The organism is Mycolicibacterium rutilum, from assembly GCF_900108565.1.
In the GTDB taxonomy this organism is placed as follows: Bacteria; Actinomycetota; Actinomycetes; order Mycobacteriales; family Mycobacteriaceae; genus Mycobacterium; species Mycobacterium rutilum.
On record NZ_LT629971.1, the window covers coordinates 3,114,743 to 3,137,153 of the forward strand.

A 22,411-nucleotide genomic window follows, 5' to 3' on the forward strand; every position below is an offset into this window, starting at 1 on the left:
CCGAAGGAATACGGGCCTATGCGCTCGCGTTTAGGACACTGGCGGTTGAGCTGGCATAATGGACCGCCGACCCTCGGTTCCGGTTCACGCCCGTCACCTCCATGCCGGAGGGGCGACCCGGGGCCACGATCGAAGAGGAAACCATGAAAACGGGTATTCACCCTGACTACGTCGAGACGACCGTGCACTGCGGCTGCGGCAACACCTTCACCACGCGCAGCACCAAGCAGAGTGGACAGATCCACGTCGAGGTCTGCTCGCAGTGCCATCCCTTCTACACCGGCAAGCAGAAGATCCTCGACAGCGGCGGCCGCGTCGCCCGCTTCGAGAAGCGCTACGGCAAGCGCAAGGCCGGCGACAAGCCTGCCGACAAGTAGCTTCCTCACCGGCGCCCGTTCTGCCGCATCCGCGGCCAGGCCGGGCGTCGGTTTGCGTTCGTAGGAAGTTCATCAGAGGAGGTCGACATGACTGCACCGGCAATCGACGCATTGCTGGCCGAGCACGCTGACCTCGAACGGCAGCTGTCCGACCCGAACCTGCACGCCGACGCCGGGATGGCCCGCAAGGTCGGCAGACGCTTCGCGCAGATCTCGCCGATCGTGTCGACGTATCGCAAGCTGGAGGCCGCGCGCGGCGATCTGGAAGCCGCGCGGGAACTGGCCGCCGACGACGCGTCGTTCGCTGCCGAGGTCGACGAGCTCACCGCGACCGTCGCGCAACTCGACACCCAACTCACCGACCTGCTCGCCCCGCGTGACCCGCACGACGCCGACGACATCGTCATGGAGGTCAAGTCGGGGGAGGGCGGCGAGGAGTCCGCGCTGTTCGCCGCCGACCTGGCGCGGATGTACATCCGCTACGCCGAGCGGCACGGCTGGACCGTGACCGTGCTCGACGAGACGTTCTCCGACCTCGGCGGCTACAAGGACGCCACGCTGTCGATCCGCAGCAAGGGCGACGCCGTCGACGGGGTGTGGGCCCGGCTGAAATTCGAGGGCGGCGTGCACCGCGTGCAGCGCGTCCCGGTCACCGAGTCGCAGGGCCGGGTGCACACCTCGGCCGCCGGCGTTCTGGTCTATCCCGAGCCCGACGAGGTCGAAGAAGTGCAGATCGATGAATCGGACCTGCGCATCGACGTCTACCGGTCGTCGGGCAAGGGCGGGCAGGGCGTCAACACCACCGATTCCGCGGTCCGCATCACCCACCTGCCCACCGGCATCGTCGTCACCTGCCAGAACGAGCGGTCGCAGCTGCAGAACAAGGCGCGCGCCATGCAGGTGCTCGCCGCACGCCTGCAGGCGCTCGCCGAAGAGCAGGCGCAGGCCGACGCGTCCGCCGACCGCGCGAGCCAGATCCGCACCGTCGACCGCAGCGAGCGGATCCGGACCTATAACTTCCCAGAGAACCGGATCGCCGACCACCGGATCAACTTCAAGGCCCACAACCTCGACCAGGTGCTCGACGGCGACCTCGACGACCTGTTCGACGCGCTCGCCGCAGCCGACAAGGAAGCGCGGCTGCAACAGGCATGACCCGACTGAGCCAGTTCATCGACGCTGCGGCGGCGGCGCTGGCCGAAGCGGGTGTGCCTGCACCGCGCGTCGATGCCGAACTGCTGGCCGCCCACGTCGCAGGCGCCGAGCGCGGACGGCTGGCGCTGATCGACGCCGACACCGACTTCCCCGACCGCTACGACGATCTGATCGCCCGGCGCGCTCAGCGAATTCCGTTGCAGCATTTGATCGGTAGCGCGCCGTTCGGTCCCGTCGAGGTGCGGGTCGGCCCCGGAGTGTTCACGCCGCGCCCCGAGACCGAGGCGCTGCTGGAGTGGGCGATGGCCCGGTCGCTGCCCGAGCGTCCGGTGATCGTCGACCTGTGCACCGGCAGCGGCGCGCTCGCGCTCGCGTTGACCCGCCACTTTCCGACCGCCCGGGTGATCGCGGTCGACGACTCGCCGACGGCCCTCGACTACGCGCGCCGCAACCTCGCCGACACCGCCGTCGAACTCGTCGCGGCCGACGTCACCGTCGCCGGCTTGCTGCCCGAACTCGACGGCGCCGTCGACCTCGTCGTCGCCAACCCGCCCTACATTCCCGACGGCGCACGCCTGGAACCCGAAGTCGCCGATCATGATCCGGCCCACGCTCTGTTCGGCGGACCCGACGGGATGCAGGTCATCGACGCGATCACCGTGCTCGCGGCTCGGTGGCTGGTCGACGGTGGCCACTGCGCCATCGAGCACGACGACACCACCTCGCGGCGCACCGTCGAGTCGTTCGCGCGCACAAAGGCATTCGATGACATCACCGCGAGGTGCGACTTCGCCGGCCGCCCGCGGTTCGTGACGGCACGGAGGACGACGTGACCAACCTGTACGACTGTTCCGACGCCGATCAGCGGGCCGCCGGTATCGCCGCGGCGACGAGCGCGCTCAAGGGCGGCCGTCTCGTCGTGCTGCCCACCGACACCGTGTACGGAATCGGCGCCGACGCGTTCGACAGCGACGCCGTCGCGGCGCTGCTGGCCGCCAAGGGCCGCGGCCGCGACATGCCGGTCCCGGTGCTGGTCGGGTCGTGGCACACGATCGAAGGACTCGTCTACAACGTCCCGCAGACGGCGCGCGAGCTCATCCGCGCGTTCTGGCCCGGCGCGCTGAGCCTGGTGGTGCGTCAGGCGCCGTCGCTGCAGTGGGACCTCGGCGACGCCCACAGCACGGTGATGCTGCGCATGCCGCTGCACCCGGTGGCCATCGAGCTGCTGCGCGAGGTCGGCCCGATGGCGGTCTCGAGCGCCAACATCTCCGGTCGGCCCGCCGCGGTCACCGCCGCCGACGCCCGCGAGCAACTCGGTGACATGGTCGAGGTGTACCTCGACGCCGGGCCCTCGCAGCAACAGGCGGCGTCGACCATCGTCGACCTGACCGGCGCGCATCCGCGTGTGCTGCGGCAGGGGCCGATCAGCGCGGAGGCGATCGCCGAGGTGCTCGGCGTCGAACCCGAGTCTTTGACGAGCTGACGTTGAGCGTCGTGCAGTACGGTGCACCGGTGGTCACCGCGGCCGACACCCTGCTCGCGCTCAACGATCGCGGCGCGGGCGTTCCCATCCGCGAACTCGCACTCGTCGGCCTGGCCTCGGCGATCATCACCTACTTCGCGACCGGCTGGGTGCGGGTGCTGGCCCGCCGACTCGGTGCGGTCGCGGTCCCGCGCGACCGCGACGTGCACTCCCAACCCATTCCGCGCATGGGCGGGCTCGCGATGTATATCGGCGTCGCGGTCGGCGTGCTGCTGGCCTCCCAACTACCCGCGCTGACACGTGGGTTCGTCTACTCGACCGGCATGCCCGCGGTGGTGGTCGCCGGCGGCCTGATCATGGCTGTCGGGCTGATCGACGACCGCTGGGGGCTGGACTCGCTGACCAAGTTCGCCGGCCAGATCACCGCCGCCAGCGTGCTCGTCACGATGGGCGTGGCGTGGAGCGTGCTCTACATCCCGATCGGCGGTGTCGGCACCATCGTGCTCGACCAGGTGTCGTCGATCCTGCTGACCCTGGCGCTGACGGTGTCGATCGTCAACGCGATGAACTTCATCGACGGCCTCGACGGCCTCGCCGCCGGACTCGGTCTGATCACCGCGTCGGCGATCTGCATCTTCTCGGTCGGGTTGCTGCGCGACCACGGCGGCGATGTGCTGTTCTATCCGCCCGCGGTGATCTCGGTGGTGCTGGCCGGAGTCTGCCTGGGATTCCTGCCGCACAACTTCCATCCCGCCAAGATCTTCATGGGCGACTCCGGCTCGATGCTGATCGGGCTGATGCTGGCCGCCGCCTCGACCACCGCGGCGGGCCCGATCTCGCAGACCGCCTACGGGGTGCGCGACGTGTTCGCGTTGCTGTCGCCGTTCCTGCTCGTGGTGGCCGTGATGTTCGTGCCCGCGCTCGACACGCTGCTGGCGATCATCCGGCGCACCCGCGCCGGCGTGCATTTCACGACCCCGGACAAGATGCACCTACACCACCGGCTACTGCAGATCGGGCATTCGCACCGGCGGGTGGTGCTGCTGATCTACCTCTGGGTGAGCATCGTCTGCTTCGGTGCGGCCAGCACGATCTTCTTCGACCCGCGCTACAGCGGGGCCGTCATGCTGGCCGCCATCGTGGTCGCCGTCGTCGTGACCTTGATTCCGTTGTTGCGCCGTCGAAACGGTCAGATCGAGGAAATGTACGACAAAAAGTAGTAGACCCTCTTTTGTGCCTCCCACCATGTGTTAAGGTTCAGTCAGAACCCGAAAAAACCTCGCGGGTTGCCGGCCCCCGGGCCGTCGGTAGAAGACCGATAGGCACGGAACAACGACCGACAAAGGGAGCTGCCCCGTGGGTGATTCCAGCGAGCCGATCGCCCTCCGATACGCTTTTGGGCGCACGCACGCAAACCATCGGGCAACTCTCGTGACCGCGGATTGAGGTGAAGTAGTGACGACGCCAGCGCAAGACGCGCCGTTGGTGTTCCCGTCCGTTGCCTTCCGGCCGCTGCGCCTGCTCGTGATCTGCGTGGTGTTCGCCGGACTGGTGACCGGAGTGGCCGCCGTACTGGGCTATCCGATGGTCGGGGTGTTCTTCGGCGTCGGACTCGGATTGGGTTTGCTCAACGCCGTTCTGGTGCAGCGCTCGGTCGACTCGATCACCGCCGAGGCGCACCCGCTCAAACGCAAGATGGCACTGAACTCGGCAACCCGGCTGCTCGTCATGACGGTCATCGGGTTGACCATCGCGTTCATCTTCCGGCCCCAGGGCCTCGGTGTGGTGTTCGGGATGGCCCTGTTCCAGGTACTCCTGGTGCTGTCGACGGCACTGCCGGTGATGAAGAAGCTCAAGGCCGGCGATAACGGACTCGAAGGAGAGGCCCCGCAGCAATGACCGAATCGATCCTCGCCGCCGAATCCGGCATCCAGGTCGGCCACCACACGGAGGCGCACTGGTTCGGGCTGACGGTGAACACCGACACGGTGCTGGCGACGGCCATCGCCGCGGTGATCGTCCTCGGCCTCGCGTTCTTCCTGCGCGCCAAGGTCACCGCGACCGGCGTTCCCAGTGGCGTGCAACTGTTCTGGGAAGCGATCACCGTCCAGACCCGCAACCAGGTCGAGGCCGCGATCGGCATGCGGATCGCGCCGTTCGTGCTGCCGCTGGCGGTCACGCTGTTCGTCTTCATCCTGATCGCCAACTGGCTGTCGGTGCTGCCCGTGCAGTACACCGACTCCCACGGCGCGATCCACGAACTGCTCAAGCCGCCGGCCTCCGACATCAACTTCGTGCTCGCGCTCGCGCTGTTCGTGTTCATCGCCTACCACGCGGCAGGCTTCTGGCGCCGCGGCCCGCTCGGCCACCCGTGGCGGGTGCTCAAGGGCCACGTCACGATCCTGGCGCCGATCAACCTCGTCGAGGAGATCGCCAAGCCGGTCTCGCTGTCGCTGCGACTTTTCGGCAACATCTTCGCCGGCGGCATCCTGGTCGCGCTGATCGCGCTGTTCCCGCCGTACATCATGTGGCTGCCCAACGCGATCTGGAAGAGCTTCGACCTGTTCGTCGGCGCGATCCAGGCCTTCATCTTCGCGCTGCTGACGATCCTGTACTTCAGCCAGTCGATGGAACTCGAAGAAGACCACCACTAGACCCGTAAGAACAAGCAGGACCCACAACCTGGTAGGACCCCTACCAGTTATCAAGGAGGATAAGGAATGGATCCCACTATCGCTGCCGGCGCGCTCATCGGCGGTGGACTCATCATGGCCGGCGGCGCAATCGGCGCCGGTATCGGTGACGGCATCGCGGGTAACGCGCTGATCGCCGGCATCGCTCGCCAGCCCGAGGCGCAGGGCCGACTGTTCACTCCGTTCTTCATCACGGTGGGTCTGGTCGAGGCCGCGTACTTCATCAACTTGGCGTTCATGGCGCTGTTCGTCTTCGCCACCCCGGTTGCTTAATGCCCGTCATGGCTGACCCGAACATCGTTCTGTTGGCGGCTGAGGAAGGCGGCCAGAGCAACTTCCTCATCCCCAACGGCACCTTCTTCTTCGTGCTGCTGATCTTCCTGATCGTGCTCGGCGTGATCGCGAAGTGGGTCGTTCCGCCCATCTCGAAGGTGCTGAACGAGCGCGAGGCCATGGTGAAGCAGACGGTCGAGGACAGCCGCAAGGCGGCAGACCAGTTCTCGGCCGCCGACGCGGACTACGAATCCGAGATGGGCAAGGCACGCACCGAGGCCTCCCGGATTCGTGACGAAGCGCGGACCGAAGGCCGAAAGGTCGTCGAGGACATGCGCGGTCGCGCATCGGAGGAAGCGGCGACGGCGTTGGCGCGGGCCGAAGAGCAACTCAAGCAGCAGTCCGACGCGATCGCCGGCGATCTGCGGGCGTCGGTCGACTCGCTGTCGCAGACGCTGGCCAGCAGGGTGCTCGGTGTCGAGGTGACCACTCGTACCGTGCCCGTCTCATCAGGGCAGGAGCGGTAACTCAAGTGTCGACATTCATCGGTCAGCTCATCGGTTTCGCGCTCATCGTGTTCCTGGTGGTGCGCTTCGTCGTGCCGCCGGTGCGCCGGATGATGGCCAATCAGAAGGAAACGGTCCGTCGGCAACTCGACGAGAGCGCCGAGGCCAAGAAGCGGCTCGACGAGGCCACCAAGGCCCACGAGAAGGCCGTCGAGCGGGCCAAGGCAGAAGCCGGTCGGGTGACCGAGGAGGCGGAGGCCGATTCCAAGCGGATCCTGCAGCAGCTGCGCGACCAGGCCGATGCCGAGGTCGAGCGGATCAAGCAGCAGGGGGCGCAGCAGGTCCAACTGCAGCGCGCCCAGCTGATCCGTCAGCTGCGCGCCGATCTGGGCCGCGAATCGGTCACGCGGGCGGGCGAACTCGTGCGCGAGTTCATCTCCGACCCGCAGGAACAGGCCGCCACGGTGGACCGGTTCCTCGACGAGCTCGACGCGATGGCGCCGTCGGAGGCCGTCGTCGAGGACAGGGCCACCTCGCGTCTGCGCTCGGCCAGCCGCGAATCGCTGTCCGCGCTGGTGAAGAAGTTCGACGACGTGACGTCCGGGCTCAAGCCCGACGACCTGTCCACGCTGGCCGACGAACTCGCGTCGGTGGTCAAACTGCTGTCGCGCGAACACATCCTGACCCGCCACCTCGCGGATCCGTCGGACAACGCGCAGCCCAAGGTGGCCCTGCTCGAACGGCTCATCGGCGGCAAGGTCGGCGATCCCGCGCTCGAGGTGCTCAAGGCGGCGGTGTCGGGTCGCTGGTCGACGAACGAGAACCTGGTCGACGCCGTCGAGCACGTGGCGCGGCTGGCCCTGCTAGTCCGCGCCGAGGGCGAGGACGTCGCCGCCGATGTCGAGGAGCAGCTGTTCCGGTTCGGCCGGGTCCTGGACTCGGAGCCGCGGCTGGCGACGCTGCTCGGTGACTACACGGCGCCCGCCGAGGGTCGCCTGACGCTGCTGAAGAACGTGCTCGGCAGCGGTGCCGGCGTCAACAAGCTGACCGTGCAACTGCTTTCGCAGACCATCGAGCTGTTGCGCGGCGAACGCGCCGACGAGGCGGTGCTCGACCTCGCCGAGCTGGCGGTGGCCCGTCGCGGCGAGGTGGTGGCGCACGTCAGCGCCGCCGCCGAGTTGAGCGACGCGCAGCGCACCCGGCTGACGGAGGTGCTCAGCCGCATCTACGCCCACCCGGTTTCGGTGCAGCTGCACATCAACCCCGAACTGCTCGGCGGACTGAACATCGCCGTCGGCGACGAGGTGATCGACGGCACGCTGTCGTCAAAGCTCGCCGCGGCCGAGACCAAGCTGCCGGACTGACCCACCCACACCAAAGACCCACACCGTAGAAGCAGGAAGACGAAAAGCCATGGCAGAGTTGACCATCTCCGCTGACGACATCCAGGGTGCGATCGAGGAGTACGTCTCCGGTTTCACCGCCGACACCGCGCGCGAGGAAATCGGCACGGTCATCGACGCCGGTGACGGCATCGCGCACGTCGAGGGCCTGCCCTCGGTGATGACCCAGGAACTCCTCGAGTTCCCCGGCGGCGTGCTCGGCGTCGCGCTCAACCTCGACGAGCACAGCGTCGGCGCCGTGATCCTCGGTGACTTCGAGAAGATCGAAGAGGGCCAGCAGGTCAAGCGGACCGGCGAGGTGCTGTCGGTGCCCGTCGGCGACGCGTTCCTCGGCCGGGTCGTCAACCCGCTCGGCCAGCCGATCGACGGCAAGGGCGACATCGAGGCCGAAACCCGACGCGCACTGGAGATCCAGGCGCCGTCGGTGGTGCAGCGCCAGGGTGTCGGCGAGCCGCTGCAGACCGGCATCAAGGCCATCGACGCCATGACGCCGATCGGCCGCGGTCAGCGTCAGCTCATCATCGGCGACCGCAAGACCGGCAAGACCGCGGTCTGCGTGGACACCATCCTCAACCAGCGGAAGAACTGGGAGTCCGGCGACGAGAAGCAGCAGGTGCGCTGCGTTTACGTCGCCATCGGCCAGAAGGGCACCACCATCGCGGCGGTCGCGCGTGCGCTCGAAGAGGGCGGCGCGATGGACTACACCACGATCGTGGCCGCTCCCGCGTCCGATTCGGCCGGCTTCAAATGGCTTGCCCCGTACACCGGTTCGTCGATCGCGCAGCACTGGATGTACAACGGCAAGCACGTGCTTATCGTCTTCGACGACCTGTCCAAGCAGGCCGACGCCTACCGGGCGATCTCGCTGCTGCTGCGCCGCCCGCCGGGCCGCGAGGCCTTCCCGGGCGACGTGTTCTACCTGCACTCGCGGCTGCTGGAGCGTTGCGCCAAGCTTTCCGACGAGCTCGGTGGCGGCTCGCTGACGGGCCTGCCGATCATCGAGACCAAGGCCAACGACATCTCGGCCTACATCCCGACCAACGTCATCTCGATCACCGACGGCCAGTGCTTCCTGGAGTCCGACCTGTTCAACCAGGGCGTGCGCCCCGCGATCAACGTCGGTGTGTCGGTGTCCCGCGTGGGTGGCGCCGCACAGATCAAGGCGATGAAAGAGGTTGCGGGCAGCCTGCGTCTGGACCTGTCGCAGTACCGCGAGCTGGAGTCGTTCGCGGCGTTCGCCTCGGACCTGGACGCGACGTCGAAGGCTCAGCTGGAGCGTGGTGCCCGGCTGGTCGAGCTGCTCAAGCAACCGCAGTACCAGCCGCTGGCGGTCGAGGAGCAGGTCGTCTCGATCTTCCTGGGCACGCAGGGTCACCTGGATTCGGTTCCGGTGGAGGACGTGCAGCGCTTCGAGGCCGAGTACCTCGATCACCTGCGGGCGTCCGACGACGGCATCCTCAGCTCGATCCGCGAGTCGCAGAAGCTCGGTGACGACCTCGCCGAGAAGCTGACCGACTCGATCAACAACTTCAAGAAGGGCTTCGCCGCCTCCGACGGCAGTTCGGTGGTCCCCGACGAGCACGTCGAAGCGTTGGGCGAAGAGGACCTCGAGAAGGAAACGGTGAAGGTCCGCAAGCCCGCTCCGAAGAAGAAGTAGGTACCAATGGCGGCCACACTTCGCGAGTTGCGCGGGCGCATCCGCTCCGCCGGGTCAATCAAGAAGATCACCAAGGCCCAGGAGCTGATCGCGACGTCGCGGATCGGGCGGGCGCAGGCCCGTCTCGATGCGGCGCGCCCGTACGCCTTCGAGATCACGTCGATGCTGACCACCCTGGCCGCCGAGGCCGCGCTGGATCACCCGCTGCTCGTCGAACGCGACGAGCCCAAGCGGGCCGGCGTGCTGGTGATCTCGTCGGACCGTGGCCTTGCCGGCGGCTACAACTCGAACGTTTTCCGGCGAGCCGAGGAGCTGTTCGCGCTCCTGCGCAGCGAGGGCAAGACCCCCATCGTCTACGCGGTGGGACGTAAAGCCCTCAACTACTACCGGTTCCGCAACTGGGAGATCACCGACTCGTGGAACGGCTTCTCCGAGCAGCCGTCCTACGAGAACGCCCAGGAGATCGCGTCGACTCTGGTCGATGCGTTCATGGCGGGCGCTGACGACGAGGGCGACGACCCCGGTGCCGACGGGATTCTCGGCCTCGACGAACTGCACATCGTCTACACCGAGTTCAAATCGATGATGTCGCAGACGCCGGCGGCCCACCGGATCGCCCCGATGGTCGTCGAGTACGTCGGCGAGGAGGAGTCCGGGCCCCGCACGCTGTACTCGTTCGAGCCGGACGCGACAACACTTTTCGACGCGCTTCTGCCGCGCTACCTGGCCACCCGGGTGTACGCGGCGCTGCTGGAGGCGGCGGCCTCGGAGCTGGCTTCGCGCCAGCGCGCGATGAAGTCGGCGACCGACAACGCCGACGACCTCATCAAGGCGCTCACCCTCGAGGCCAACCGGGAGCGGCAGGCCCAGATCACCCAGGAAATCAGCGAGATCGTCGGTGGCGCCAACGCGCTGGCCGACGCCAGTCGTTAATAGGAAGAAGAAGACATGACCGCTACCGCCGAAAAGACCAGCAGCTCAAGCAAGAAGGACACCAACGGCCGGGTGGTCCGCGTGACGGGCCCCGTCGTCGACGTCGAGTTCCCGCGTGGCTCGGTGCCGGAGCTGTTCAACGCCCTGCACGCCGAGGTGACGTTCGAGGAGCTCGCCAAGACGCTGACCCTCGAGGTGGCACAGCACCTGGGTGACAACCTGGTGCGCTGCATCTCGCTGCAGCCGACCGACGGCCTGGTGCGCGGTGTCGACGTGGTCGACACCGGCGCCTCGATCTCGGTGCCGGTTGGCGACGGGGTCAAGGGCCACGTGTGGAACGCGCTGGGCGCCTGCCTCGACGACACCGAGTACGGAAAAGACTTCGACCGCTGGCCGATTCACCGCAAGCCGCCGGCGTTCGACGAGCTCGAGCCGCGCACCGAGATGCTCGAGACCGGCCTGAAGGTCGTCGACCTGCTCACCCCGTACGTGCGTGGCGGCAAGATCGCCCTGTTCGGCGGCGCCGGCGTGGGCAAGACCGTGTTGATCCAGGAGATGATCAACCGTATCGCCCGCAACTTCGGCGGCACTTCGGTTTTCGCCGGCGTGGGTGAGCGCACCCGCGAGGGCAACGACCTGTGGGTCGAGCTCGGTGAGGCCGACGTGCTCAAGGACACCGCGCTGGTATTCGGTCAGATGGACGAGCCGCCCGGCACCCGTATGCGCGTCGCCCTGTCGGCGCTGACGATGGCCGAGTACTTCCGCGACGAGCAGGGCCAGGACGTGCTGCTGTTCATCGACAACATCTTCCGGTTCACCCAGGCCGGTTCCGAGGTGTCGACCCTGCTCGGTCGTATGCCCTCGGCCGTGGGTTACCAGCCGACGCTGGCCGACGAGATGGGTGAGCTGCAGGAGCGGATCACCTCGACCCGCGGCCGGTCCATCACCTCGATGCAGGCCGTGTACGTGCCCGCCGACGACTACACCGACCCGGCGCCGGCGACCACGTTCGCGCACCTCGATGCGACCACGGAGCTGAGCCGTTCGGTGTTCTCGAAGGGCATCTTCCCGGCGGTGGACCCGCTGGCGTCGAGCTCGACGATCCTGGACCCGGCGATCGTGGGCGACGAGCACTACCGCGTCGCGCAGGAAGTCATCCGGATCCTGCAGCGCTACAAGGACCTTCAGGACATCATCGCGATCCTCGGTATCGACGAGCTGTCCGAAGAGGACAAGCAGCTGGTGAACCGGGCGCGTCGTATCGAGCGCTTCCTGTCGCAGAACATGATGGCGGCCGAGCAGTTCACCGGTCAGCCGGGTTCGACCGTGCCGGTCAAGGAGACCATCGAGGCGTTCGACCGGCTCACCAAGGGCGAGTTCGACCACGTGCCCGAGCAGGCCTTCTTCCTCATCGGCGGCCTCGACGACCTGGCCAAGAAGGCGGAGAGCTTCGGCGTGAAGCTCGAGGACGCCAGCTCGGGCGATGGTGAGAAGAAGGATGACTAGCCTTCGGCGGCACCGAAAGGCAGTGTGAGATGGCCGAACTGAACATCGACATCGTCGCGGTCGACCGCAAGATCTGGTCGGGCCAGGGCACGTTCCTGTTCACCCGCACCACGGCGGGGGAGATCGGCATCCTGCCGAATCACATCCCGGTGGTGGCGCAGTTGGTCGACGACGCCATGGTGCGCGTCGAGCGCGAGGGCGAAGACGACCTGCGCATCGCGGTCGACGGCGGGTTCCTCTCGGTCACCGAGGAGAGCGTGACCGTGCTCGCCGAGAGCGCCGAGTTCGATTCGGAGATCAACGAATCGGCCGCGCAGCGTGACTCCGAGTCCGACGATCCGGCGACAGCGGCCAGGGGTCGGGCGAGGCTTCGCGCCCTGGGCAAGATCGACTAGCGGACACGCTCGATGAGCGCGCTCATGTTCCTCATGGTCGCGCTCATCTGCGTGCTGTTGTTCGTCGTCGTCGCGCTGTCGTACCGGCTGTGGAAGTTACGGCAGGTGGGCGGTACCGCGGCGATCCTGCGTGACGTCCCCGCAGTCGGTGGTCACGGCTGGCGCCACGGCGTGATGCGTTATCGCGGCGGAGAAGCCGGCTTCTACCGATTGTCGAGCCTGCGCTGGTGGCCGGACCGTCGGCTCAGTCGGCGCGGGTTGGAGATCGTGTCGCGGCGCGCTCCCCGCGGCGACGAATTCGACATCATGACCGACGAAATCGTCGTCCTGGAAGTCCGCGACACCGGCCCCGACCGCCGACGTGGTTACGAGATCGCGTTGGATCGCGGTGCGCTGACCGCGTTTCTGTCCTGGCTGGAGTCCAGGCCGTCGCCGCGGGCGCGCCGCCGCAGCTTCTAATCTGTTGCCGGACCCAGCCTTTTGGTCTTCGCGCGAGCGCTCATCCGCCGGGTCGCCAGAGCACATCCCCGTCCGGGTTCGCCACCCGCGACAGGATGAACAGCAGATCCGACAGGCGGTTCAGATACTTCGCGGGCAGCACGCTGATCGAATCCCCGTGCGCGTCGACCGCGGCCCATGCGGAGCGTTCCGCACGGCGCGTCGCCGTCCGGGCGACATGCAACAGCGCCGACAGCGGCGTACCGCCGGGCAGGACAAACGAATTGAGGGCGGGCAGCGGTTCGTTGAACTCGTCGCACCACTTCTCTAGCCGATCGATGTAGCTCTGCGTGATCCGCAGCGGGGGATGTTCAGGGTTCTCGACGACGGGCGTGGACAGGTCAGCGCCGGCATCGAAGAGATCGTTCTGAATCTGCTTGAGTACTTTCGAGATTTGCTCGTTCGGCGATCCGAGGGCGATTGCGACGCCCAGAGCGGCGTTCGTCTCGTCGCAGTCGGCGTAGGCGACAAGCCGGGCGTCATTCTTCGAGACCCTGCTGAAATCGCTGAGACCCGTAGTGCCGTCATCACCCGTACGCGTGTAAATCCGGGTCAGATGAACTGCCATAAATAGACCGTACCGGACCGCCTCGGCGAGGAAACTGACATGGCTCGCGGCCGCTGTTTACACTAACCCGCGTGAGCGAGCGATTCGTGGTGACCGGCGGAAACCGGTTATCAGGCGAAGTTGCCGTCGGGGGAGCAAAGAACAGCGTTCTGAAGTTGATGGCCGCGGCGCTCCTGGCGGAGGGCACCAGCACCATCACCAACTGCCCGGACATCCTCGACGTGCCGCTGATGGCGGAGGTCCTGCGGGGGCTCGGGGCCACCGTGGAACTCGACGGTGACATCGTGCGGATCACCTCGCCCGACGAACCCAAGTACGACGCCGACTTTGCTGCGGTGCGTCAGTTCCGCGCCTCGGTATGCGTGCTGGGCCCGCTCGTCGGCCGCTGCAAACGGGCCAAGGTGGCGTTGCCGGGGGGCGACGCGATCGGATCGCGCCCGCTGGACATGCACCAGGCGGGGCTTCGTCAGCTCGGCGCCCGCTGCAACATCGAGCACGGGTGTGTCGTCGCCGAGGCGGACCACCTGCGCGGCGCCGAGATCCAGCTGGAGTTTCCGTCCGTCGGGGCGACCGAGAACATCCTGATGGCGGCGGTGCTGGCCGAGGGTGTGACGACGATCCACAACGCGGCGCGCGAGCCCGACGTCGTGGACCTGTGCGCGATGCTCAATCAGATGGGCGCCCAGATCACCGGGGCGGGCACGTCCACGATGACGATCACCGGGGTCGACCGGCTCTATCCCACCGAGCATCGGGTGATCGGGGACCGCATCGTCGCCGCGACCTGGGGGATCGCCGCCGCGATCACGCGCGGCGACATCTCGGTCACCGGCGTGGACCCGCAACACCTGCAGCTGGTCCTGCACAAATTGCACGACGCCGGCGCGACCGTGACCCAGACCGACGACGGCTTCCGGGTCGCGCAGTACGAGCGCCCGAAGGCGGTCAATGTGGCGACTTTGCCGTTCCCGGGATTCCCGACCGATCTGCAGCCGATGGCGATCGCGCTGGCGTCGATCGCGGACGGTACGTCGATGATCACCGAGAACGTGTTCGAGGCGCGGTTCCGGTTCGTCGAGGAGATGGTGCGGCTGGGTGCCGACGCACGTACCGACGGACACCATGCGGTGGTCCGCGGGATCGCGCAGTTGTCGAGCGCGCCCGTCTGGTCGTCGGACATCCGTGCCGGCGCCGGCCTGGTGCTCGCAGGCCTGGTCGCCGACGGAGACACCGAAGTGCACGACGTGTTCCACATCGACCGCGGCTATCCGCTGTTCGTGGAGAACCTCCAGAGCCTCGGCGCCGAGATCGAGCGCGTGGTCTGATCAGGCCCGCCAACTGGGGCGATGCCGCTTCGGGGGACCCCCTTTGGGTTACGGGTGGGAATGGCGTAGTCTATTGCCAGAAGCCCACGGCCCCAGGCCAATCGGACTGGAGGACGGGGTTTGACGCGGCCCTCCTGATCGGTATAGACTGGCAGGGTTGCCCCAAAACCGGGTGTGTTGTTTGAGAACTCAATAGTGTGTTTGGTGGTTTTTGTTTGTTGTTTTTTGCCATGCCCTGTTTTCCCGTTTGTGGGTGTGGTGTTTTTTGATGCCAGTTTTTGGTGTCTTTTGTTTGTGATCGGATTTTTCTGATTCGAATTCACCTGGCCTTGTTTGGTTGGGTTGTTTTTGTTTGGAGAGTTTGATCCTGGCTCAGGACGAACGCTGGCGGCGTGCTTAACACATGCAAGTCGAACGGAAAGGCCCTTCGGGGTACTCGAGTGGCGAACGGGTGAGTAACACGTGGGTGATCTGCCCTGCACTTTGGGATAAGCCTGGGAAACTGGGTCTAATACCGGATAGGACCACGGTCTGCATGGATTGTGGTGGAAAGCTTTTGCGGTGTGGGATGGGCCCGCGGCCTATCAGCTTGTTGGTGGGGTGATGGCCTACCAAGGCGACGACGGGTAGCCGGCCTGAGAGGGTGACCGGCCACACTGGGACTGAGATACGGCCCAGACTCCTACGGGAGGCAGCAGTGGGGAATATTGCACAATGGGCGCAAGCCTGATGCAGCGACGCCGCGTGAGGGATGACGGCCTTCGGGTTGTAAACCTCTTTCGGTAGGGACGAAGCGCAAGTGACGGTACCTACAGAAGAAGGACCGGCCAACTACGTGCCAGCAGCCGCGGTAATACGTAGGGTCCGAGCGTTGTCCGGAATTACTGGGCGTAAAGAGCTCGTAGGTGGTTTGTCGCGTTGTCCGTGAAAACTCACAGCTCAACTGTGGGCGTGCGGGCGATACGGGCAGACTGGAGTACTGCAGGGGAGACTGGAATTCCTGGTGTAGCGGTGGAATGCGCAGATATCAGGAGGAACACCGGTGGCGAAGGCGGGTCTCTGGGCAGTAACTGACGCTGAGGAGCGAAAGCGTGGGGAGCGAACAGGATTAGATACCCTGGTAGTCCACGCCGTAAACGGTGGGTACTAGGTGTGGGTTTCCTTCCTTGGGATCCGTGCCGTAGCTAACGCATTAAGTACCCCGCCTGGGGAGTACGGCCGCAAGGCTAAAACTCAAAGGAATTGACGGGGGCCCGCACAAGCGGCGGAGCATGTGGATTAATTCGATGCAACGCGAAGAACCTTACCTGGGTTTGACATGCACAGGACGCCGGCAGAGATGTCGGTTCCCTTGTGGCCTGTGTGCAGGTGGTGCATGGCTGTCGTCAGCTCGTGTCGTGAGATGTTGGGTTAAGTCCCGCAACGAGCGCAACCCTTGTCTCATGTTGCCAGCACGTTATGGTGGGGACTCGTGAGAGACTGCCGGGGTCAACTCGGAGGAAGGTGGGGATGACGTCAAGTCATCATGCCCCTTATGTCCAGGGCTTCACACATGCTACAATGGCCGGTACAAAGGGCTGCGATGCCGTGAGGTGGAGCGAATCCTTTCAAAGCCGGTCTCAGTTCGGATCGGGGTCTGCAACTCGACCCCGTGAAGTCGGAGTCGCTAGTAATCGCAGATCAGCAACGCTGCGGTGAATACGTTCCCGGGCCTTGTACACACCGCCCGTCACGTCATGAAAGTCGGTAACACCCGAAGCCGGTGGCCTAACCCCTTGTGGGAGGGAGCCGTCGAAGGTGGGATCGGCGATTGGGACGAAGTCGTAACAAGGTAGCCGTACCGGAAGGTGCGGCTGGATCACCTCCTTTCTAAGGAGCACCAATTTATGTTCCCCCGCCCCCACGCCTGTGGGATCAGTTGCGGTTGGGAGATCAGTGCCGGCGCCTGTAGTGGGTGTCCGGTCGGTGCACGACAAACGTGAGAAGTGGTGTGGGAACACTGCTTTGAGGAACTGCCAGACACACTATTGGGCTTTGAGACAACAGGCCCGTGTTTCCCTGGCCACTGTGTGTGGTGGGAGGTCGTGTTGTTGCCCTGCTTTGGTGGTGGGGTGTGGTGTTTGATTTGTGGATAGTGGTTGCGAGCATCTGAACGCAGGACCCTTGTGTGGGTTGTGCGTTTTGATAATGCAATTTTTTGATTCTTCCGAGAATTTGAACTGTTTTGTGTTGTAAGTGTTTAAGGGCGCATGGTGGATGCCTTGGCACTGAGAGCCGATGAAGGACGTGGGAGGCTGCGATATGCCTCGGGGAGCTGTCAACCGAGCGTGGATCCGAGGATGTCCTAATGGGGAAACCCGGCACGAGTGATGTCGTGTCACCTGTTCCTGAATATATAGGGTGCAGGGGGTAACGCGGGGAAGTGAAACATCTCAGTACCCGTAGGAAGAGAAAACAAGAGTGATTCCGTGAGTAGTGGCGAGCGAAAGCGGAGGATGGCTAAACCGTGTGCATGTGATACCCGGCGGGGGTTGTGTGTGCGGTGTTGTGGGGCGTTTCTTCTCTCATCCGCCGGTGAGGGCGAAAGTGATAAACCGTTGGGTTAGTCGAAGTGGTCTGGGATGGCCTGTCGTAGAGGGTGAGAGCCCCGTAGACGAAAACTTGGCGGCTTTCGTGAAATGTTTTCCCCGAGTAGCAGCGGGCCCGTGGAATCTGCTGTGAATCTGCCGGGACCACCCGGTAAGCCTGAATACTTCTCAGTGACCGATAGCGGATCAGTACCGTGAGGGAATGGTGAAAAGTACCCCGGGAGGGGAGTGAAATAGTACCTGAAACCGTGTGCCTACAATCCGTCAAAGCCCTCGCTTTTGTGTGGGGTGATGGCGTGCCTTTTGAAGAATGAGCCTGCGAGTCAGGGACATGTCGCGAGGTTAACCCGTGTGGGGTAGCCGCAGCGAAAGCGAGTCTGAATAGGGCGTATCACGTCAATAGTGGCGTGTGTAGTGGTGTGTTCTGGACCCGAAGCGGAGTGATCTACCCATGGCCAGGGTGAAGCGCGGGTAAGACCGCGTGGAGGCCCGAACCCACTTAGGTTGAAGACTGAGGGGATGAGCTGTGGGTAGGGGTGAAAGGCCAATCAAACTCCGTGATAGCTGGTTCTCCCCGAAATGCATTTAGGTGCAGCGTCGCATGTTTCTTGTTGGAGGTAGAGCTACTGGATGGCCGATGGGCCCTACTAGGTTACTGACGTCAGCCAAACTCCGAATGCCGACAAGTGAAAGTGTGGCAGTGAGACGGCGGGGGATAAGCTCCGTGCGTCGAGAGGGAAACAGCCCAGATCGCCGGCTAAGGCCCCTAAGCGTGTGCTAAGTGGAAAAGGATGTGCAGTCGCGAAGACAACCAGGAGGTTGGCTTAGAAGCAGCCACCCTTGAAAGAGTGCGTAATAGCTCACTGGTCAAGTGATTGTGCGCCGATAATGTAGCGGGGCTCAAGCACACCGCCGAAGCCGCGGCAATCTATTGGTGACAATAGGTTGGGTAGGGGAGCGTCCTGCATCCGGTGAAGCAGCCGTGTGAACGTGTTGTGGAGGATGTGGGAGTGAGAATGCAGGCATGAGTAGCGATAAGGCAAGTGAGAACCTTGCCCGCCGAAAGACCAAGGGTTCCTGGGCCAGGCCAGTCCGCCCAGGGTGAGTCGGGACCTAAGGCGAGGCCGACAGGCGTAGTCGATGGACAACGGGTTGATATTCCCGTACCCGTGTATGAGCGTCCCTGACGAATCACCGGTACTAACCGCCCAAAACCAGAATCACTGATCCCTTCGGGGTGATGGTTTCTGGGGCTGCGCGGGACCTTCGGTGGTAGTAGTCAAGCGATGGGGTGACGCAGGAAGGTAGCCGTACCAGTCAGTGGTAATACTGGGGCAAACCTGTAGGGAGTCAGATAGGCAAATCCGTCTGACACTTATCCTGAGAGGTGATGCATAGCCGAGTGAGGCGAATTCGGTGATCCTATGCTGTCGAGAAAAGCCTCTAGCGAGCGCATACACGGCCCGTACCCCAAACCAACACAGGTGGTCAGGTAGAGAATACCGAGGCGTACGAGTGAACTATGGTTAAGGAACTCGGCAAAATGCCCCCGTAACTTCGGGAGAAGGGGGACCCCCATACCGTCAACACCTTCGCGGTGGGCAGCGGGAGGGGGTGGCACAAACCAGTGAGAAGCGACTGTTTACTAAAAACACAGGTCCGTGCGAAGTCGCAAGACGATGTATACGGACTGACGCCTGCCCGGTGCTGGAAGGTTAAGAGGACCCGTTAACCCTTCGGGGTGAAGCGGAGAATTTAAGCCCCAGTAAACGGCGGTGGTAACTATAACCATCCTAAGGTAGCGAAATTCCTTGTCGGGTAAGTTCCGACCTGCACGAATGGCGTAACGACTTCTCAGCTGTCTCAACCATAGACTCGGCGAAATTGCATTACGAGTAAAGATGCTCGTTACGCGCGGCAGGACGAAAAGACCCCGGGACCTTCACTACAACTTGGTATTGGTGCTCGATACGGTTTGTGTAGGATAGGTGGGAGACTATGAAGCAGTCACGCCAGTGATTGTGGAGTCGTTGTTGAAATACCACTCTGATCGTATTGGGCCTCTAACCTCGAACCGTATATCCGGTTCAGGGACAGTGCCTGGTGGGTAGTTTAACTGGGGCGGTTGCCTCCTAAAATGTAACGGAGGCGCCCAAAGGTTCCCTCAACCTGGACGGCAATCAGGTGTTGAGTGTAAGTGCACAAGGGAGCTTGACTGCGAGACGTACATGTCAAGCAGGGACGAAAGTCGGGACTAGTGATCCGGCACCCCCGAGTGGAAGGGGTGTCGCTCAACGGATAAAAGGTACCCCGGGGATAACAGGCTGATCTTCCCCAAGAGTCCATATCGACGGGATGGTTTGGCACCTCGATGTCGGCTCGTCGCATCCTGGGGCTGGAGCAGGTCCCAAGGGTTGGGCTGTTCGCCCATTAAAGCGGCACGCGAGCTGGGTTTAGAACGTCGTGAGACAGTTCGGTCTCTATCCGCCGCGCGCGTCAGAAGCTTGAGGAAACCTGTCCCTAGTACGAGAGGACCGGGACGGACGAACCTCTGGTACACCAGTTGTCCCACCAGGGGCACCGCTGGATAGCCACGTTCGGACAGGATAACCGCTGAAAGCATCTAAGCGGGAAACCTCTTCCAAGACCAGGCTTCTCACCCATCAAGTGGGATAAGGCCCCCCGCAGACCACGGGATCGATAGACCAGACCTACACGCACAGCAATGTGTTCAGGGAACTGGCACTAACCGGCCGAAAACTTACACACAAACTCGCAACCACACACTCCACGCGGACCAAACAACCGCACCCCACCACCAAAACACACCACCCACAACACACCGTGGGACACCGATAAAATGAATAGAGTTACGGCGGTCAATAGCGGCAGGGAAACGCCCGGACCCATCCCGAACCCGGAAGCTAAGCCTGCCAGCGCCAATGATACTGCCCAACACGGGTGGAAAAGTAGGACACCGCCGAACACACATTAGCCCTGTGGCCCCCAATTCTGTTGGGGGCCACAGGCATTTGTGCACTCAGTCGAACAACGTCAGCGCCGGCGCGACTCGGCGCTTCTCCATGTCGAGCAGTGCGAGTTTGCGTTCGAGGCCGCCCCCGTAACCGGTCAGACTTCCGTTCGACCCGATCACGCGGTGGCACGGGACGATGATCCCGATCGGGTTGTGGCCGTTGGCCAATCCGACCGCCCGGGACGCGCCGGGCGCGCCGATCTGCCGGGCAATCTCTCCATACGACCGTGTCTCGCCGTAGGGAATCGTCAGCAGCGCCGTCCACACTTTCCTCTGAAACGCCGTGCCGATCATGTCGAGTTCGAGGTCGAACTCCGTGCGGTCGCCGGCGAAGTACGCCTCGAGCTGCTCGACGGCATCGTCGAAAGCTCCGTCGTCGGGCAACCATCCGTCGCGGGACGGCTCATAGGTCTGGTCGACCATCCGCAGGTGCATCAGCCGACCATCCTTGCCCGCCAATGTCAGCTGACCCACCGGGCTGTTCATCGTTCGAAACTGTATGCCTGTCATCACTTCTCCTTCGGGGGCCAGTCGTTGACCGCATGGTCGAGGGCGGTCCAGAGGTGTTGTGTGGCATACGAACGCCACGGTCGCCACCGGGCGCTGCGTTCGGTCAGCGCGCGCGGGTCGTCAGCCAATCCGAGGTGCCTGGCCGCCACCCGCACCCCGAGGTCGGTGACGGGAAACGCGTCGGGGTCGCCGAGGCCACGCATCGCGATCACCTCGGCGGTCCATGGTCCGATCCCAGGCAGTGACTGCAACTGGTTGCGTGCGGCGTCCCAGTCGCAACCCGGGTCGAGAATCACCTCACCGTCGGCGATGGCGCGGATCAACGACGTCAACGAGCGCTGCCGGGCTTTCGGGAACGCCAGGTGCCGGGGGTCGATCTCGGCGAGCTGCTCGATGGCCGGAAAGACGTGCGTCAGACCGCCGTTCGGGTCAGTGACAGCTTGTCCGTACGCCGCCGCGAGGCGTCCGGCGTGGGTGCGGGCCGCCTTCACCGAGACCTGCTGGCCCAGCACCACCCGCACTGCGAGCTCGTGTTCGTCGACGGTTCGCGGGATCCGTTGGCCGGGGGCCTTGGCCACGAGAGCCTTCAAGTCCTGATCCGCGCTGAGCGCGTCCACGACCGCCTCGGGGTCGGCATCGAGATCGAGCAAGCGCCGGCAGCGGGCGATGGCGGTGGCCAGGTCGCGGAAGCCGTCGAGCTGGACACGGCACTGCACATGGTCGGGCTGCGGTGTGAGAGAGACGATTCCACTGCCGTACTGCAACCGCAGTGTGCGACGGTAGGCGCCGCCGCGGACCTCTTCGACGCCGGGAACCGCGCTGGCCGCGAGGTGGCCGAACAATCCCTCGAAAGCGAACGGGGTGCGCACCGGGAGGCGCAGCGCCAGGTCGCCGGCGGCGTCACTGCGGCCGAACTTCGTGCGGGCACGTTGGCGAAGGGCCGTCGGCGTCAGGTCGCATACCGCCCGCACCGTGCCGTTGAACTGTCGGATGCTGGAGAAGCCCGACGCGAACGCCACGTCACTGAACGGCAGATCGGTCGTTTCGATCAGCACACGGGCGGTCTGCGAACGCTGCGCTCTGGCCAGCGCCAGCGGATTGGCCCCGACCTCGGCCTGAAGCAGCCGCTCCAACTGGCGCGTGGTGTACCCGAGCCGGGCGGCGAGCCCGGTGACGCCTTCGCGGTCGACGGTGCCGTCGGCGATCAGGCGCATCGCCCGGGCGACGACGTCGCCGCGGATGTTCCACTCCGGCGACCCCGGCGACGCATCGGGGCGACAGCGTTTGCACGCCCGGAAGCCGGCCTTCTGCGCCGCCGCAGCTGTCGGATAGAACCGCATGTTGCGCGCGAACGGCGGGCGAACCGGACAGCTGGGCCGACAATAGATTCGCGTGGTCAGCACGGCGGTGACGAACCACCCATCGAACCGCGAGTCCTTGGACTGAACGGCCCGGTAGCAGCGCTCGAAATCGTCGTGCACGCATCAACAATTACATGCGACCTCCG

Annotated in this window: 19 protein-coding genes and 3 rRNA genes; 19 read left to right on the plus strand and 3 right to left on the minus strand. The window is 64.6% G+C overall.

Features of this window, described 5'->3' with window-relative positions; genetic code table 11:
- Positions 1 to 143: 143 nt before the first annotated feature.
- The 15 genes from rpmE (at position 144) to BLW81_RS15270 (ending at position 12,840) form a co-directional block, all read left to right on the plus strand.
- Positions 144 to 377, plus strand: a complete 234-nt coding sequence (rpmE, locus tag BLW81_RS15200) for a 50S ribosomal protein L31 (RefSeq protein ID WP_083407885.1) — start codon at positions 144 to 146, stop codon at positions 375 to 377.
- Between the two features lie 87 nt (positions 378 to 464).
- Complete coding sequence (prfA, locus tag BLW81_RS15205) at positions 465 to 1,532, plus strand: peptide chain release factor 1 (RefSeq protein WP_083407886.1); 1,068 nt, start codon at positions 465 to 467, stop codon at positions 1,530 to 1,532.
- Complete coding sequence (gene prmC / locus BLW81_RS15210) at positions 1,529 to 2,365, plus strand: peptide chain release factor N(5)-glutamine methyltransferase (RefSeq protein WP_083407887.1); 837 nt, start codon at positions 1,529 to 1,531, stop codon at positions 2,363 to 2,365. The genes prfA and prmC overlap by 4 nt, the downstream gene beginning before the upstream one ends.
- Entirely contained in the window at positions 2,362 to 3,015 is a 654-nt protein-coding gene (locus BLW81_RS15215) for an L-threonylcarbamoyladenylate synthase (protein WP_083407888.1), read from the plus strand. The genes prmC and BLW81_RS15215 overlap by 4 nt, the downstream gene beginning before the upstream one ends.
- A gap of 2 nt (positions 3,016 to 3,017) precedes the next feature.
- The gene (locus tag BLW81_RS15220; RefSeq protein WP_197680320.1) at positions 3,018 to 4,235 is read left to right on the plus strand and encodes a glycosyltransferase family 4 protein; all 1,218 of its coding nucleotides are present in this window, start codon (positions 3,018 to 3,020) and stop codon (positions 4,233 to 4,235) included.
- A 235-nt stretch (positions 4,236 to 4,470) separates the two neighbouring features.
- Positions 4,471 to 4,914, plus strand: coding sequence for an ATP synthase subunit I (locus BLW81_RS15225; protein WP_083407889.1), 444 nt, complete (start codon positions 4,471 to 4,473; stop codon positions 4,912 to 4,914).
- Complete coding sequence (gene atpB / locus BLW81_RS15230; RefSeq protein WP_083407890.1) at positions 4,911 to 5,669, plus strand: F0F1 ATP synthase subunit A; 759 nt, start codon at positions 4,911 to 4,913, stop codon at positions 5,667 to 5,669. Before BLW81_RS15225 ends, atpB begins: the two co-directional genes overlap by 4 nt.
- 66 nt (positions 5,670 to 5,735) lie before the next feature.
- Positions 5,736 to 5,981 carry a F0F1 ATP synthase subunit C gene (locus BLW81_RS15235; protein WP_011561261.1) on the plus strand — a complete coding sequence of 82 codons (246 nt, stop codon included), beginning with the start codon at positions 5,736 to 5,738 and terminating at the stop codon, positions 5,979 to 5,981.
- 8 nt (positions 5,982 to 5,989) lie between these two features.
- Entirely contained in the window at positions 5,990 to 6,508 is a 519-nt protein-coding gene (locus BLW81_RS15240; RefSeq protein WP_083410563.1) for a F0F1 ATP synthase subunit B, read from the plus strand.
- 5 nt (positions 6,509 to 6,513) lie between these two features.
- Complete coding sequence (locus BLW81_RS15245; protein ID WP_083407891.1) at positions 6,514 to 7,851, plus strand: F0F1 ATP synthase subunit B/delta; 1,338 nt, start codon at positions 6,514 to 6,516, stop codon at positions 7,849 to 7,851.
- 49 nt (positions 7,852 to 7,900) lie between these two features.
- Positions 7,901 to 9,547, plus strand: coding sequence for a F0F1 ATP synthase subunit alpha (atpA, locus tag BLW81_RS15250; protein WP_083407892.1), 1,647 nt, complete (start codon positions 7,901 to 7,903; stop codon positions 9,545 to 9,547).
- A gap of 6 nt (positions 9,548 to 9,553) precedes the next feature.
- On the plus strand, positions 9,554 to 10,480 hold the full coding sequence (locus BLW81_RS15255; RefSeq protein ID WP_083407893.1) for a F0F1 ATP synthase subunit gamma: 927 nt from the start codon (positions 9,554 to 9,556) through the stop codon (positions 10,478 to 10,480).
- A gap of 15 nt (positions 10,481 to 10,495) precedes the next feature.
- The gene (gene atpD, locus BLW81_RS15260; RefSeq protein WP_083407894.1) at positions 10,496 to 11,986 is read left to right on the plus strand and encodes a F0F1 ATP synthase subunit beta; all 1,491 of its coding nucleotides are present in this window, start codon (positions 10,496 to 10,498) and stop codon (positions 11,984 to 11,986) included.
- Between the two features lie 29 nt (positions 11,987 to 12,015).
- Positions 12,016 to 12,381, plus strand: coding sequence for a F0F1 ATP synthase subunit epsilon (locus tag BLW81_RS15265; protein ID WP_083407895.1), 366 nt, complete (start codon positions 12,016 to 12,018; stop codon positions 12,379 to 12,381).
- 12 nt (positions 12,382 to 12,393) lie between these two features.
- Positions 12,394 to 12,840: a DUF2550 domain-containing protein gene (locus tag BLW81_RS15270; RefSeq protein WP_083407896.1), complete on the plus strand. Its 447-nt coding sequence runs from the start codon at positions 12,394 to 12,396 to the stop codon at positions 12,838 to 12,840.
- A 40-nt stretch (positions 12,841 to 12,880) separates the two neighbouring features.
- Here the strand turns inward: BLW81_RS15270 and BLW81_RS15275 are convergent, their stop codons facing one another.
- Complete coding sequence (locus BLW81_RS15275) at positions 12,881 to 13,447, minus strand: cob(I)yrinic acid a,c-diamide adenosyltransferase (protein ID WP_083407897.1); 567 nt, start codon at positions 13,445 to 13,447, stop codon at positions 12,881 to 12,883.
- 71 nt (positions 13,448 to 13,518) lie between these two features.
- Here BLW81_RS15275 and murA point away from each other — a divergent pair, with 71 nt between their 5' ends.
- The 4 genes from murA to rrf all read left to right on the plus strand — a co-directional run bounded on the left by murA (position 13,519) and on the right by rrf (position 20,346).
- Positions 13,519 to 14,772, plus strand: a complete 1,254-nt coding sequence (gene murA / locus BLW81_RS15280) for a UDP-N-acetylglucosamine 1-carboxyvinyltransferase (protein WP_083407898.1) — start codon at positions 13,519 to 13,521, stop codon at positions 14,770 to 14,772.
- Between the two features lie 349 nt (positions 14,773 to 15,121).
- Positions 15,122 to 16,641 (plus strand): 16S ribosomal RNA (locus BLW81_RS15285).
- Positions 16,642 to 17,001: 360 nt separating this feature from the next.
- Positions 17,002 to 20,129: ribosomal RNA gene (locus tag BLW81_RS15290) — 23S ribosomal RNA — on the plus strand.
- Between the two features lie 102 nt (positions 20,130 to 20,231).
- A 5S ribosomal RNA gene (rrf, locus tag BLW81_RS15295) occupies positions 20,232 to 20,346 on the plus strand.
- Together the 16S, 23S and 5S rRNA genes form the textbook arrangement of a ribosomal RNA operon.
- Before the next feature lie 54 nt (positions 20,347 to 20,400).
- Here the strand turns inward: rrf and BLW81_RS15300 are convergent.
- Both BLW81_RS15300 and BLW81_RS15305 read right to left on the minus strand, forming a co-directional pair.
- A complete protein-coding gene (locus BLW81_RS15300; protein WP_083410564.1) occupies positions 20,401 to 20,904 on the minus strand; it encodes a methylated-DNA--[protein]-cysteine S-methyltransferase in 504 nt (167 codons plus the stop codon).
- Entirely contained in the window at positions 20,904 to 22,385 is a 1,482-nt protein-coding gene (locus BLW81_RS15305) for a DNA-3-methyladenine glycosylase 2 family protein (RefSeq protein ID WP_083407899.1), read from the minus strand. Before BLW81_RS15305 ends, BLW81_RS15300 begins: the two co-directional genes overlap by 1 nt.
- Between the last annotated feature and the right edge of the window lie 26 nt (positions 22,386 to 22,411).

Coding starts and splice junctions, on each gene's coding strand:
- BLW81_RS15240 (WP_083410563.1), top strand. CDS start 5,990: ATGGCTGACCCGAACATCGTTCTGTTGGCGGCTGAGGAAGGCGGCCAG.
- prfA (WP_083407886.1), top strand. CDS start 465: ATGACTGCACCGGCAATCGACGCATTGCTGGCCGAGCACGCTGACCTC.
- atpD (WP_083407894.1), top strand. CDS start 10,496: ATGACCGCTACCGCCGAAAAGACCAGCAGCTCAAGCAAGAAGGACACC.
- atpB (WP_083407890.1), top strand. CDS start 4,911: ATGACCGAATCGATCCTCGCCGCCGAATCCGGCATCCAGGTCGGCCAC.
- prmC (WP_083407887.1), top strand. CDS start 1,529: ATGACCCGACTGAGCCAGTTCATCGACGCTGCGGCGGCGGCGCTGGCC.
- atpA (WP_083407892.1), top strand. CDS start 7,901: ATGGCAGAGTTGACCATCTCCGCTGACGACATCCAGGGTGCGATCGAG.
- BLW81_RS15255 (WP_083407893.1), top strand. CDS start 9,554: ATGGCGGCCACACTTCGCGAGTTGCGCGGGCGCATCCGCTCCGCCGGG.
- BLW81_RS15235 (WP_011561261.1), top strand. CDS start 5,736: ATGGATCCCACTATCGCTGCCGGCGCGCTCATCGGCGGTGGACTCATC.
- BLW81_RS15270 (WP_083407896.1), top strand. CDS start 12,394: ATGAGCGCGCTCATGTTCCTCATGGTCGCGCTCATCTGCGTGCTGTTG.
- rpmE (WP_083407885.1), top strand. CDS start 144: ATGAAAACGGGTATTCACCCTGACTACGTCGAGACGACCGTGCACTGC.
- BLW81_RS15300 (WP_083410564.1), bottom strand. CDS start 20,904: ATGACAGGCATACAGTTTCGAACGATGAACAGCCCGGTGGGTCAGCTG.
- BLW81_RS15265 (WP_083407895.1), top strand. CDS start 12,016: ATGGCCGAACTGAACATCGACATCGTCGCGGTCGACCGCAAGATCTGG.
- BLW81_RS15275 (WP_083407897.1), bottom strand. CDS start 13,447: ATGGCAGTTCATCTGACCCGGATTTACACGCGTACGGGTGATGACGGC.